Origin of the sequence: Janthinobacterium sp. PSPC3-1, assembly GCF_049896105.1 — a bacterium.
In the GTDB taxonomy this organism is placed as follows: Bacteria; Pseudomonadota; Gammaproteobacteria; order Burkholderiales; family Burkholderiaceae_D; genus Janthinobacterium.
This window is the reverse complement of the sequence record NZ_JAFCTQ010000014.1, coordinates 112,530-125,678: the sequence shown is the minus strand read 5'-3', so window position 1 is coordinate 125,678 and position 13,149 is coordinate 112,530. Positions and strand designations below refer to the sequence as shown.

Annotated in this window: 14 protein-coding genes; 12 read left to right on the top strand and 2 right to left on the bottom strand. The window is 63.0% G+C overall.

The window, feature by feature from the left end; genetic code table 11:
• Window positions 1-2: 2 nt before the first annotated feature.
• Window positions 3-1,127: a M14 family metallopeptidase gene (locus ACP7B7_RS16570; protein WP_308924329.1), complete on the bottom strand. Its 1,125-nt coding sequence runs from the start codon at window positions 1,125-1,127 to the stop codon at window positions 3-5.
• Between the two features lie 143 nt (window positions 1,128-1,270).
• Between ACP7B7_RS16570 and ACP7B7_RS16565 the strand changes: the two genes are divergently transcribed.
• Window positions 1,271-1,534 carry a hypothetical protein gene (locus tag ACP7B7_RS16565; RefSeq protein WP_426077358.1) on the top strand — a complete coding sequence of 88 codons (264 nt, stop codon included), beginning with the start codon at window positions 1,271-1,273 and terminating at the stop codon, window positions 1,532-1,534.
• 14 nt (window positions 1,535-1,548) lie between these two features.
• Here the strand turns inward: ACP7B7_RS16565 and paaX are convergent, their stop codons facing one another.
• A complete protein-coding gene (gene paaX / locus ACP7B7_RS16560; protein WP_426077357.1) occupies window positions 1,549-2,478 on the bottom strand; it encodes a phenylacetic acid degradation operon negative regulatory protein PaaX in 930 nt (309 codons plus the stop codon).
• A 223-nt stretch (window positions 2,479-2,701) separates the two neighbouring features.
• Here paaX and paaA point away from each other — a divergent pair, with 223 nt between their 5' ends.
• From paaA to ACP7B7_RS16505, 11 genes are all read left to right on the top strand, one after another.
• Window positions 2,702-3,691 carry a 1,2-phenylacetyl-CoA epoxidase subunit PaaA gene (paaA, locus tag ACP7B7_RS16555; protein ID WP_426077356.1) on the top strand — a complete coding sequence of 330 codons (990 nt, stop codon included), beginning with the start codon at window positions 2,702-2,704 and terminating at the stop codon, window positions 3,689-3,691.
• Window positions 3,692-3,720: 29 nt separating this feature from the next.
• A complete protein-coding gene (gene paaB / locus ACP7B7_RS16550) occupies window positions 3,721-4,005 on the top strand; it encodes a 1,2-phenylacetyl-CoA epoxidase subunit PaaB (protein ID WP_034746356.1) in 285 nt (94 codons plus the stop codon).
• Between the two features lie 14 nt (window positions 4,006-4,019).
• Window positions 4,020-4,772 carry a 1,2-phenylacetyl-CoA epoxidase subunit PaaC gene (gene paaC, locus ACP7B7_RS16545; protein WP_426077377.1) on the top strand — a complete coding sequence of 251 codons (753 nt, stop codon included), beginning with the start codon at window positions 4,020-4,022 and terminating at the stop codon, window positions 4,770-4,772.
• Complete coding sequence (gene paaD / locus ACP7B7_RS16540) at window positions 4,772-5,299, top strand: 1,2-phenylacetyl-CoA epoxidase subunit PaaD (RefSeq protein ID WP_426077355.1); 528 nt, start codon at window positions 4,772-4,774, stop codon at window positions 5,297-5,299. Before paaC ends, paaD begins: the two co-directional genes overlap by 1 nt.
• A gap of 35 nt (window positions 5,300-5,334) precedes the next feature.
• Entirely contained in the window at window positions 5,335-6,414 is a 1,080-nt protein-coding gene (gene paaE, locus ACP7B7_RS16535) for a 1,2-phenylacetyl-CoA epoxidase subunit PaaE (protein WP_426077354.1), read from the top strand.
• A gap of 58 nt (window positions 6,415-6,472) precedes the next feature.
• Complete coding sequence (gene paaG, locus ACP7B7_RS16530; RefSeq protein WP_426077353.1) at window positions 6,473-7,264, top strand: 2-(1,2-epoxy-1,2-dihydrophenyl)acetyl-CoA isomerase PaaG; 792 nt, start codon at window positions 6,473-6,475, stop codon at window positions 7,262-7,264.
• A gap of 1 nt (window position 7,265) precedes the next feature.
• Window positions 7,266-8,834: a 3-hydroxyacyl-CoA dehydrogenase PaaH gene (gene paaH, locus ACP7B7_RS16525; protein WP_426077352.1), complete on the top strand. Its 1,569-nt coding sequence runs from the start codon at window positions 7,266-7,268 to the stop codon at window positions 8,832-8,834.
• Window positions 8,824-9,276 (top strand): hydroxyphenylacetyl-CoA thioesterase PaaI, encoded by a 453-nt coding sequence (paaI, locus tag ACP7B7_RS16520; RefSeq protein WP_426077351.1) that lies wholly within the window; start codon window positions 8,824-8,826, stop codon window positions 9,274-9,276. Before paaH ends, paaI begins: the two co-directional genes overlap by 11 nt.
• A gap of 44 nt (window positions 9,277-9,320) precedes the next feature.
• Window positions 9,321-10,649 carry a phenylacetate--CoA ligase PaaK gene (gene paaK / locus ACP7B7_RS16515; RefSeq protein WP_426077350.1) on the top strand — a complete coding sequence of 443 codons (1,329 nt, stop codon included), beginning with the start codon at window positions 9,321-9,323 and terminating at the stop codon, window positions 10,647-10,649.
• 22 nt (window positions 10,650-10,671) lie between these two features.
• Window positions 10,672-11,877 (top strand): 3-oxoadipyl-CoA thiolase, encoded by a 1,206-nt coding sequence (gene pcaF, locus ACP7B7_RS16510; protein WP_426077349.1) that lies wholly within the window; start codon window positions 10,672-10,674, stop codon window positions 11,875-11,877.
• 79 nt (window positions 11,878-11,956) lie between these two features.
• A complete protein-coding gene (locus ACP7B7_RS16505; protein WP_426077348.1) occupies window positions 11,957-13,108 on the top strand; it encodes an ABC transporter substrate-binding protein in 1,152 nt (383 codons plus the stop codon).
• Window positions 13,109-13,149 lie beyond the last annotated feature (41 nt).

The window sequence follows — 13,149 nt, the reverse complement described above, 5'->3', positions numbered from 1 at the left end:
GCTTACGCGCGCAGGCTGGAGAGGATCGGTTGCAGTACTGCCGCACCCAGGGCGGCGCTGCGGGCACCGCTCCAGCCGGTTTGCTGGTCGGGGTCGTTGGCATTGTCCTTGAACGGCAATTCCAGGGTCAGCGACAGGCAACCAAAGGCGTGCGTGATATGGGGCGAACCCATGGTCAGCACTTCGGGCGTGAACGGGCCGTCTTCGTAGCCGTGCTCGTCCTGGAAGTCGGGACTGGCCACCTTGAAATCGGCGATAAAGCGCTCCTGCTCGGCCTTCTGTGCTGACGTGAAATTTTCCAGCGCATCGCTGCCGGCCACGAACACGTAGGGCAGGCCTTCGTCGCCATGCACGTCGAGGAACAGGTCGCAGCCGATTTCATGCATTTTCTGTTTTACCAGGAACACTTCCGGGCTGCGTTCCATGGTCGGCGTCATCCATTCGCGGTTCAGGTTGGCGCCGGCCGCGTTGGTGCGCAGGTTGCCGTGCACGGAACCGTCCGGATTCATGTTCGGCACCACGTAGAACACGGCGTCCTGCAGGCACTGGCGGGCAAACGGGTTGGCCTGGTCCAGCAGCGCTTCGAGCATGCCTTCGACAAACCATTCGGCCATCGTTTCACCGGGATGCTGGCGCGCGATGACCCAGACTTTTTTCTCGGCATCGGCGTCACCGACCACCAGCAGGTTCATGTCGCGCCCTTCCACCGTGCTGCCCAGGTCGATCAAACGCACCAGTGGCGACGCTTGCGCGCTGTCGATCAGCGCCAGGTGGCGGTCCCATGGATACGGCTCGAAATAGGCGTAATACACGCTTTCTTCTTCCGGCGTATGTTCGATGGTCATCACGGCGCCGTCAAAGCTGGTCGGCACGCGGAACCAGGTTTCGCGGTCGTAGCTGGCCACGGCCTGGTAGTCTTTCCAGCCGTCCGGATAGGCGGATTTTCCCGCGTTCATGAAGCGGATCGTGCACGCCTCGCCTTGCGCGCCCTGCAGGCGGAAGTAAAACCATTGCGTGATGTCGGCGTGGGAATCCTTGCGGATGTTCAGTTCGATCGAATGGGCATCGTCGGCGCGCAGCACCTCGATCGCGCCGGCGTCGAACTGCTGGCTGATTTTAATGGTCATGAATGTTCCTGGTAAAAACAAGTTAGGGTTTGCATCGTGTGCAATGGCGCGATGATACCCGTTTTGCCGCTGGCTTTGTGCCGGCGCAAACGCCAGTGCGGCTGCTTTGCTAACGTGAAAGCTCCAACAACCGGGAGAACATCATGGACGACAATGGTAAACATGTACGCGAGCTGGAAAAGAAGGTCAGCGCCCTCAGCGACGCGCTGGCGCACCTGGGCAAGGGCACGACCTTGCAGGAACTGCTGCGCATCCTGCGCTTTCCCGGCTACACCACGCCGGCCGAACTGACCTTCAACCACGCCATCCTCGACGCCATGCAGCTGCAGGTCAATGCGCTCGACAAGCTGGGTCAGGATCTGCTGGCCGGCGAAGCAGGTGGTGGCAAAACAATAGCCGTTTGCTGAAGGCCTGGCTCTTCTCAGGTGTTCAGGCCGCCGAAGCGCTCAAAAAACCACGGCTCCACATCAGCCGCCTGCTCGTCCTCGCGCCGCAAGGTGGCCAGGATATGCTGTTCCGCCGCCGCATAGGTGCGCCGGTACAGTGCACGCGCCAGCGTATAGGCCTGCGTGCCGGGCCACGGCTCGGGCAGCAGTTCGACCGGCAACTGCGGATCGTGCAGCTGCACCCGCCGATACGCGTGGGTCAATAGCGAGCGGATCACGAAAGCCTGCTCGGCATCGATCGCGGGCTGGGCCTGCAGCACCGCCAGCAGCGGCTGGAAGCTGGCGATGAATTTTTCGTAGCCGGCCATCACTTCCGACAAGTCCCAGCATTCGGCCACCATTTCGCGCAAGGGCCGCGTGCTGACACCCGGCAACTCCGTACTGTGGCAGACATACAGCTTGCCCTGTACTTCGTTGCGCACCAGGATGTCTTCCAGCGCATCGCCATTGCTGGCCGGGTGGCCGAAGATGCCGGGCGCGACCAGGCCATAGCCGGCCCACAGCAGCTCCTTGCGCAGCGCGCCCCGCTCGCTGGCATTGATATTGCCGGCCGCGCCGATCACCAGGGTCCAGCTGCCATCCCAGTGCTTGACCAGCGGCGCGTAGATGCGGCGGTAGGCGCGCTCGAAACGGGCCAGCGCCTCCGGCCGGATCGCATAGGCGCTACGGCGGCCATCCCGTTGCGAGCTGAGCCAGCCTTCCTGCGCCAGGCGGAACACGCTGGTGCGCAGCAGGCGGTCGTTGACGCCGAACGGCGCCAGCAGCTCGATCAGGCTGCCCAACCAGATCGACCCGCCGCGCGGCACGATGGCGTCGCCAAAGATCGTCATCACCAGCGACTTCGAACGGGGCGGGTCAGTGGCGAGGAAATCGGCTATCCATGCGGTGCAAGCGGTGTTGTTCATGTGTTCCTGGTCTGGCCGTAAGAGGACATTTCTATAAAGGCAGCAGTTTACTTCGCTCTGCGCTGCGGCATGCACTATTTTCCATATGATACCTCCGTAAAAGAAACATAAGATACGGAATTTTCAAATGATTCAAATCAAGTGTATGCAAATCGATTTATGTATCGTATTATCCGTTTATCGCTTTGCGCAGTAGCGCAAGCCACCCATTGGGAGACAGATCATGTACGCACAAATGGTTGAAACCGGCCTCAAGAACGTTCGTTCCATCGACGACATGGGCACGGAAGAGCAGGCTTTCCAGGCACGCATCGACGAAGGCATCAAGATCGAGGCCAAGGACTGGATGCCGGACGCTTACCGCAAGACCCTGATCCGCCAGATTTCGCAGCACGCCCACTCGGAAATCGTCGGTCAATTGCCAGAAGGCAATTGGGTGACGCGCGCGCCGACCCTGAAACGCAAGTCGATCCTGCTGGCCAAGATCCAGGACGAAGCGGGCCACGGCCTGTACCTGTACAGCGCGGCGGAAACGCTGGGCGTGTCGCGCGACGAGCTGCTGGCCGCCTTGCATTCGGGCAAAGCCAAGTATTCCAGCATCTTCAACTACCCGACCCTGTCGTGGGCCGACATGGGCGCCATCGGCTGGCTGGTCGACGGCTCGGCCATCATCAACCAGATTCCGCTGTGCCGCTGCTCGTATGGGCCGTATGCGCGTGCCATGATCCGTGTCTGCAAGGAAGAATCGTTCCATGCGCGCCAGGGCTACGACATCATGATGTCGCTGTGCAAGGGCACGCCAGAACAGAAAGCCATGGCGCAGGATGCCCTGAACCGCTGGTGGTGGCCGTCGCTGATGATGTTCGGCCCGTCCGACGCGGCCTCCGTCAACAGCGCGCAATCGGCGCAATGGCGCATCAAGCTGTTCTCGAACGACGAATTGCGCCAGCGCATGGTCGACCAGACCGTGCCGCAGATCGAATACCTGGGCCTGACCGTGCCCGATCCCGACCTGAAATTCAACGTCGAGACCGGCCACTATGAATTCGGCGAGATCGACTGGTCCGAGTTCAACAATGTATTGAAGGGCAATGGCCCGTGCAACCGCGAACGCCTGCAGACGCGCGTCAAAGCGTATGAAGATGGCGCATGGTTCCGCGATGCACTGGTGGCCTACGCCGACAAGCAGACCGCAGTCAAAGCGGCAGCCTGAATACAAATACGATAATAGGGGATAGCATCATGAGCAAAGAATGGCCTTTGTGGGAAGTTTTCATCCGCAGCCAGCACGGCCTGGCGCACAAGCATGTGGGCAGCCTGCACGCCTCCGACGCCACCATGGCGGTCAACCATGCGCGCGACGTGTACACCCGCCGCAATGAAGGCGTCAGCATCTGGGTGGTGCGCGCCGCCGATATCGTCGCCAGCAGCCCCGGCGACAAGGGCGCCCTGTTCGAACCGTCGAACAGCAAGGTGTATCGCCATCCCACCTTCTTCCCGATGCCGGAAGAAGTCAAGAACCTGTGATGGGAGTGATCGCAATGGATGACAAGGTCACTTATTTGCTGCGCCTGGGCGACAACGCCCTGATCCTCAGCCAGCAGCTGTCGCAGCTGTGCGGCAAGGGGCCGGCGCTGGAAGAAGACATGGCGCTGACCAACGTTGCGCTGGACCTGCTGGGCCAGACGCGCTTGTGGTTCAGCTATGCGGCCGAACTGGAAAACGCGGGCCGCGACGAGGACGATATCGCTTTCATGCGCGACGCCCACGACTTCCGCAACTGCCTGCTGGTCGAACAGCCGAACGGCAACTACGCCGACACGATGATGCGCCAGTTCTTCTTCGACACCTGGCATTACTTCCAGCTGCTGGAGCTGACGAAAGCGAGCGACCCGCGCATCGTCGAAGTGGCGCAGAAGTCGATCAAGGAAGTGACGTACCACCTGCGCCGCAGCGGTGACCTGATCGTGCGCCTGGGCGACGGCACGGCGGAAAGCCACAAGAAGACGCAGGCCGCGGCCGACGCGCTGTGGATGTACACGGGCGAGATGTTCCAGTATGACGCGGTCGACAACGCCATGGTGGCGGCCGGCATCGCGCCAGCCTCCGAGCTGCTGCGCGCCGCCTTCCTGGAACACGTGGCCGAGATCTTTGCCGAAGCCACCTTGGTCATGCCGGCGCCCGACGCCTGGATGCAAAAAGGCGGCAAGCAGGGCACGCATACGGAACACCTGGGTTTTATCCTGGCCGAGATGCAGTTCCTGCAGCGCGCCTATCCCGGGGCGGAGTGGTAATGAACACCGCCACCGGCACGCTCGATGCGGCGCAGGTCTGGGCCTGGCTCGGCGACGTGCCGGACCCGGAAATCCCCGTCATTTCGGTGGTGGACCTGGGCATCGTGCGCGCCGTCGAAGTGACGGGCAATGACGCCTGCGTGGTGACGATCACCCCGACCTATTCCGGCTGCCCTGCCATGCAGGTGATCGCCGATGCGGTGACGGATGCCTTGCGCGAGCATGGCGTGGAAAACGTCACCCTGGTAAGCCAGCTGTCGCCGGCCTGGACCACCGACTGGATGAGCGACGAGGGCAAGGCCAAGCTGAAAGGCTATGGCATCGCCCCGCCGCAGCAGCAGGTGATCGATATCAGTGGGCTGAAAGGTGGCGTGAAACGCGTGGCCATGCCAAAACTGGATGTGATCTGCCCGAACTGCGGTTCCAGCCATACGCAGCTGACCAGCCAGTTCGGCTCCACGCCCTGCAAGGCGCTGTACAAATGCATCGATTGCCGCGAACCGTTTGATTACTTCAAGTGCCACTAAAAAAGCATGCAGTGCGTAGAAACTGGAGATGAAGCATGAGTAAATTTTATCCGCTGTCGGTGTCCCACGTGCGCAATGAAACGCGCGACACCATCGCCGTCACCTTCGACGTGCCTGCCGAGTTGCAGCAGCAGTTCCGCTTTCAGCAGGGCCAGCACCTGACCTTGCGCGCCCATATCAATGCGGAAGACGTGCGCCGCTCGTACTCCATCTGTTCGGCGGTGCAGGATGGCACCCTGCGCGTGGCCATCAAGCGCACGCCCGGCGGCGCGTTTTCCACCTGGGCCAACGATACCTTGAAAGCCGGTGCGACGATTGAAGTCATGCCGCCCATGGGCCATTTCAACGTGCCGCTCGACTGCGTCAACCGCAAGCACTACCTGGCCTTCGCCTCGGGCAGCGGCATCACGCCCATCCTGTCGATCATCAAGACCACCCTGCTGACGGAGCCATTGAGCCGTTTTACGCTGTTCTACGGTAACCGCGCCTCCTCGTCCGTGATCTTCAAGGAAGAACTGACGGACCTGAAGGACGTGTACCTGGAGCGTTTGAACCTGGTCTACGTGATGAGCCGCGAACAGCAGGATATCGAACTGTTCAACGGCCGCATCACGCAGGAAAAATGTGAACAGTTTTTGCAGCACTGGATCAAGGTGGAAGACTACGACAACGCCTTTATCTGCGGCCCGGAAGACATGATGCTGGGCGTATCCGCCGCCCTGCAGGCGGCCGGCATGCCCAAGCAAAACATCAAGATCGAACTGTTCGCCGCCAGCATCCCGAAAAACGCCCACAAGCCACGCGCCCAGCTGGCCGCCGGCGCGGTGCAGGAGACGGAAGTGACCGTCATCCTGGACGGCAACCACACCACCTTCACGATGGACAAGGACAAGGAATCCATCCTCGACGCCGGCCTGCGCCAGGGTATCGACATGCGCTATTCCTGCAAGGGCGGCGTGTGCTCCACCTGCCGCTGCAAGGTCCTCGACGGCAAGGTCGAGATGGACGTCAACTACGCGCTGGAAGACTACGAAGTGGCACGCGGCTTTGTGCTCAGCTGCCAGAGTTTTCCTGTCACCGACAAGGTGATTGTCGATTTCGACCAGGCAGAGTAAAGCCACGGTCAGATCCCAGATTTCCGTTGCGGGCCAATAAATAAAATAGCGAGACGCCATGACCTACCAGAACATCCTCTTCACCATCGAGCAGGGCATCGCCACGCTCACCCTGAACCGTCCCGACAAGCTGAACAGCTTTACGCAGGCCATGCACGAGGAAGTGCGCGACGCGATTGCCAAAACAAACGCCGACAGCTCCGTGCGCGTCTTCGTGCTGACCGGTGCCGGCCGTGGTTTCTGCGCCGGCCAGGACCTGTCCGACCGCGCCGTCGAACCGGGTTCGAAAGGCGTGGACCTGGGCGAGTCGGTGGAAAAAAACTATGCGCCGCTGGTGCTGGCATTAAAAGCCTTGCCGATGCCGGTGATCTGCGCCGTCAACGGCGTGGCCGCCGGCGCGGGCGCCAACCTGGCGCTGGCCTGCGATATCGTCATCGCCGGCAAATCGGCCAGCTTTGTCGAAGTGTTCTGCAAGCTGGGCCTGATCCCGGACACGGGCGGCACCTTCTTCCTGCCACGTCTGATCGGTTCCGCGCGCGCCATGGGGCTGGCCATGCTGGGCGAAAAACTGACGGCCGAAAAAGCGGAGGACTGGGGCCTGATCTGGAAATGCGTGGACGACGCCGAGCTGGCTGCGGAAACACGCAAACTGGCCGTGCATTTCTCCACCGCGCCGACCAGGGGCCTGGCGTTCACCAAGCAGGCGCTGGCTCTCAGTGGCGCCAATACCCTGCCGCAGCAGCTGGCGCTGGAAGCGCGCATGATGAGCGAACTCGGTAACACCGACGACTACCGCGAGGGCGTGACCGCCTTTATGGAAAAACGCGCACCGCAATTCAAGGGACACTGAGATGGCAGCTCTGGACAACAACAGCATTGTCGCCGTGATCGGCAGCGGCGCCATGGGCGCCGGCATCGCGCAGGTGGCGGCGGCCGCCGGCTACCGCGTGAAACTCTACGACACGCGTCCCGAGGCCGTCAGCAAGGCGCTGGCGGATATCGGCAAGATGTACACGAAGCTGGCCGAGAAAGGCCGCATGACGGCGCAGCAGGCGCAGGACGCCACAGCGCGCCTGCAGGCGGCCGGCAGCTTGAGCGACGTGGCCGATGCGTCACTGGTGGTCGAAGCCATCGTCGAAAACCTCGACGTCAAGCGCAGCCTGTTCGCCGACCTGGAAGCGCTGGTCAGTGAGCGCTGCATCCTGGCCACCAATACCTCGTCGATTTCCGTCACCGCGATCGCCGCCAAGCTGCGCCGCCCTGAACGCCTGGTCGGCATGCACTTTTTTAACCCGGTGCCGCTGATGGCGCTGGTCGAAGTGATCAGTGGACTGGCTACCAGCGAAGCGGTCGCCGCCACCGTTTACGACACCTCGATTGCCTGGGGCAAGATGCCGGTGCATGCGAAATCGACGCCCGGCTTTATCGTCAACCGCGTGGCCCGTCCGTTCTATGCGGAAGGCTGGCGCTTGCTCAGCGAGCAGGCCGGCGACGCCGCCACCATCGATGCCGTGCTGCGCGAAGCGGGCGGTTTCCGCATGGGCCCGTTCGAGCTGATGGACCTGATCGGCCATGACGTGAACTTCTCCGTCACGCAATCGGTGTTCGGCGCCTATTTCAACGACCCGCGCTTCACGCCGTCCGTGCTGCAGCAGGAAATGGTCAATGCGGGCTTTTTGGGCCGCAAATCGGGCCGTGGCTTTTACCGGTATGGCGAAGGCGCCAGCATTCCCGCCGCGCGGGAAGAAAGCGCACAGCCGCGCCCCGAAGTGGTGGCCTTGTCCAGCGCCGTCGGCAGCGACGGCCGTGGCCACAGCGGCATTGTCCACGCGCTGGTGCAGCGCCTGGAAGCGTCCGGCATCAATGTCACCAGCAGGGTCACGCTCGAAGGCCAGGTCAGCGACACGGCGCCGGCCCTGCATTGCAATGGCGCCGCCATCTACCTGACGGATGGCCGCAGCGCCACCCAGCGCGCGCACGACAATCAACACGCCGACACGGTGCTGTTCGATCTGGCGCTCGACTATGCCACCGCCAAGCGCGTGGCGCTGGCGCGCGCCGACCAGTGCACCGATGAAGCGTACAACACCGCTGTCGGCCTGTTCCAGGCGGCAGGTTTTACGGTGACGCGCCTGGACGACGTGCCGGGCCTGGCCGTGATGCGCACCGTCGCCATGCTGGCCAATGAGGCGGCCGACGCCGTCAACCAGGGCGTGTGCACGGCGGCCGCCGTCGATATCGCCATGCAGAAGGGCGTCAACTATCCGCGCGGACCGCTGGCCTGGGCCGATGCGGTCGGCGTCCAACACGTCGTGACCGTGCTGCACCACCTGGCGCAAGGCTATGGCGAGGACCGCTACCGCGTCTCGCCGCTGCTGCGCCGCAAACTCGCCAATGGAGCATCGTTTCATGCCGAATGAAGATCACAAGATGAGCGCCCAGGCCCTGGCCGAAGCGGCGGCCGCCTCCATGTTGTCGCGCGACAGCGCCACGCAAGCCCTCGGCATCGTCCTGGCGGAAGTTGGCCCCGGTCATGCTCGCATGACGATGACGGTGCGCGCCGACATGCTCAACGGCCACCAGACCTGCCATGGCGGCTTTATCTTCGCCCTGGCCGACAGCGCCTTTGCGTTTGCCTGCAACAGCTACAACCTGAACACGGTCGGCGCCGGCTGCACCATCGACTACCTGGCGCCGGGCCGCGAAGGTGACGTGCTGACGGCCGACGCGGTCGAGCAGGCGCTGGCGGGAAAAAGCGGCGTCTACGACGTCAAGGTCAGCAACCAGGAAGGCCGCGCGATTGCGCTCTTCCGCGGCAAGTCGATCCGCGTGGCGGGTGAAGTGATCCAAGAGCAGGTTTGAACTGCCCGAACACCGAACAGTTAAAGAATTAACAGGAGACAGAGATGGTCCAACGTAATCCAGCCCCGAATGACCTCGAACCGATCGAGCGCGCCAGCAAGGATGAACTGCAGGCGCTGCAGCTCGACCGCATGAAATGGACGCTCAAGCACGCCTATGACAACGTGCCCCATTACCGCGCCGCTTTTGATGCGGCGGGCGTGCATCCGGACGACCTGAAGTCCTTGTCGGACCTGGCCAAATTCCCGTTCACCGATAAAAAAGTCTTGCGCGACAATTATCCGTTCGGCCTGTTTGCCGTGCCGCGCGAGCAGGTCGTGCGCATCCACGCCTCGAGCGGCACCACGGGCAAGGCCACGGTGGTCGGCTACACGCAGAACGATATCGACACCTGGGCCAATGTGGTGGCCCGTTCGATCCGCGCCGGCGGTGGCCGCGCCGGCGACATGGTGCATATCTCCTACGGCTACGGCCTGTTTACGGGCGGCCTGGGCGCCCACTACGGCGCCGAGCGCCTGGGTTGCACCGTCATTCCGATGTCGGGCGGCCAGACGGAAAAGCAGGTGCAGCTGATCCAGGACTTCAAGCCGTCCATCATCATGGTCACGCCGTCCTACATGCTCAACATTATCGAGGAATTCACGCGCCAGGGCCTGGACCCGGCCGATTCGTCGCTGAAGGTCGGCATCTTCGGCGCCGAGCCGTGGACCGACGCCATGCGCTCGGAAATCGAAGCGCGCGCCGGCATCGACGCGGTCGACATCTACGGCCTGTCCGAAGTGATGGGCCCTGGCGTGGCGTCCGAATGTATCGAGAGCAAGGACGGCCCCGTCATCTGGGAAGACCATTTTTATCCCGAGATCATCGACCCGGAAACCGGCGAAGTGCTGCCGGACGGCGAAGAGGGTGAACTGGTATTTACTTCGCTGTCGAAAGAGGCGCTGCCGATCATCCGCTACCGCACGCGCGACCTGACCCGCTTGCTGCCGCCGACCTCGCGGTCGATGCGCCGCATCGGCAAGATCACGGGCCGTTCGGACGACATGCTGATCATCCGCGGCGTGAACGTGTTCCCGACGCAGATCGAAGAGCTGATCCTGAAGATGCCGAAGCTGGCGCCGCAGTACCAGCTGGTGGTGACGCGCGACGGCCACCTGGACAAACTGGAAGTGATCGCCGAACTGCGTGTCGACCTGACCTCCAGCCTGTCGGCCAGCGAGACGGACGCGCTGGCGCGCGAGCTGGAACACCGCATCAAGACGCACGTGGGCGTGAGCACGCGCGTGCGCCTGGTGGCCGCTTCCGGCATCGAACGCACCCTGACGGGCAAGGCCCGCCGTGTGGTCGACCAGCGCCCGAAGATCTTCTCCTGATAGCCCGAACAAGGAACCGAACATGAACGACGCTTTTATCTGTGACGTGGTACGCACACCGTTTGGCCGCTATGGCGGCGCCCTGGGTGGCGTGCGCGCCGATGACCTGGGCGCATTGCCGATCGCCGCGCTGATCGCGCGCAATCCATCGGTCGACTGGTCCGCCATCGACGATGTATTTTATGGCTGCGCCAACCAGGCCGGCGAAGACAACCGCAATGTGGGCCGCATGGCCGCGCTGCTGGCCGGCCTGCCGGTCGATGTGCCGGCCAATACCATCAACCGCCTGTGCGGCTCCAGCCTTGACGCCGTGGGCCTGGCCGCCCGCTCGATCAAGGCCGGCGAAGCGCAGCTGATCATCGCCGGCGGCGTGGAAAGCATGACGCGCGCGCCCTTCGTGATGGGCAAGGCCGACAGCGCGTTCTCGCGCGCGGCGAAAATCGAAGACACCACCCTGGGCTGGCGCTTCGTGAACGGCAAGATGAAGGCGCAGTACGGCATCGACACCATGCCGGAAACGGCGGAAAACGTGGCGGTGGAATTCGGCATCAGCCGCGCCGACCAGGACGCGCTGGCGCTGCGCAGCCAGCAGCGCTGGGCGGCCGCCCACGCGGCCGGCGTATTCGAGCGCGAGATCGTGCCGGTGGCCGTGCCGCAGAAAAAGGGCGATCCGAAAATGGTCACCACCGACGAGCATCCGCGTCCCGATACTTCGCTGGAAATGCTGGCGAAACTGAAGGGCGTGGTCAAGGTTGACGGCACTGTCACGGCCGGCAATGCCTCGGGACTGAACGATGGCGCCTGCGCCATTTTGCTGGCCTCGGGCGCGGCTGTTGACAAGTACAAGCTGACGCCGCGCGCAAAAGTGCTGGGCATGGCGACCGCCGGCCTGGCGCCGCGCATCATGGGTTTTGGCCCGTCGCCGGCCACGCGCAAGGTGCTGGCGCAGACCGGCCTCACCATCGAACAGATGGACGTGATTGAACTCAATGAAGCATTTGCCGCGCAGGCGCTGGCCGTCACGCGCGACCTGGGCCTGGCCGACGACGCCGCGCACGTGAACCCGAACGGCGGCGCGATCGCCATCGGCCACCCGCTGGGCGCTTCCGGTGCGCGCCTGGTGATGGCCGCCCTGAACCAGCTGGAACGTACCGGTGGGCGCTATGCGCTGTGCACCATGTGCATCGGCGTGGGGCAGGGGATTGCCGTCGTGATTGAACGTGTATAAAAAGTAAAAACAAAAAGGCGCACGATTGCAAAAGCGCCGACCAACAATTGACCGTAGTGCCAACCTGGTGGAGACCACAATGATTGCGAATATCTTCAAGAAGACCCTGATTGCCGGCGTACTGGCCATGTCCGCCGTTGGCGCTTATGCGGCCGACAATATCAAGATCGGTTCCGTGCTGTCCGTCACGGGCCCGGCCGCCTTCCTGGGCGACCCGGAACTGAAAACCCTGCAGCTGTATATCGAGAAAATCAACGCGGCCGGCGGCGTCCTGGGCCGCAAGCTGGAACTGGTGCACTACGACGACGGCAGCGACGCGGCCAAGGCCAACGGCTTTACCAAGCGGCTGATCGAGTCGGACAAGGTCGACGTGCTGATCGGCGGCACCACCACCGGCGCGACGATGGCGATGGCGCCGCTGGTGGAGCGCGCCAGCCTGCCGTTCATCTCGCTGGCCGGCGCCGTGGTGGTGATCGATCCGGTCAAGAAATGGGTCTTCAAGACGCCGCATACCGACCGCATGGCGGCCGAAAAGGTATTCGAAGACATGAAGAAGCGCGGCATCACCAAGGTGGGCCTGCTGTCGGAAACCAGCGGCTTTGGCGCGTCGGGACGCAAGGAGTCGCAGATCGTCGCCTCCAAGTACGGCATCACGCTGGTTTCCGATGAAACCTACGGCCCGAAAGACACCGACATCACGGCGCAGCTGACCCGCATCAAGAACACGGCCGGTGTGCAGGCCGTGTTCGTGTTCGGCCTGGGCCAGGGTCCTGCAGTCGTCACCAAGAACTACGGCCAGCTGGGCATGACGGCACTGCCGCTGTACCAGTCGCATGGCGTGGCGTCGGACGAGTATCTGAAACTGTCGGGCAAGGCGGCAGAAGGCGTGCGCCTGCCGACGCCGGCCCTCTTGATCGGCGCCATGCTGCCGGACGCGGACGCGCAGAAAGCCATCGTGGTCGGCTATGACAAGACCTACAAGGACCGCTACAAGATCGATCCGTCGACCTTCGGCGGCTATGCGCTGGACGCGCTGAACCTGTCGGTCGACGCCATCAAGCGCGCCGGCGGCACCGACCGCGAAAAAGTGCGGGCGGCGCTGGAAACGACCAAGGGTTTTGTGGGCACCACCGGCGTCTTCAATATGTCGGCGAAAGACCATATGGGCCTGGACCTGTCGGCTTTCCGCATGGTCGAAGTGAAGAACGGCGAATGGCAATTGTCGAAATAAGGTAAGCCGGAAGTATCCGCGCGGGCCGCTCTCGAGGGCGG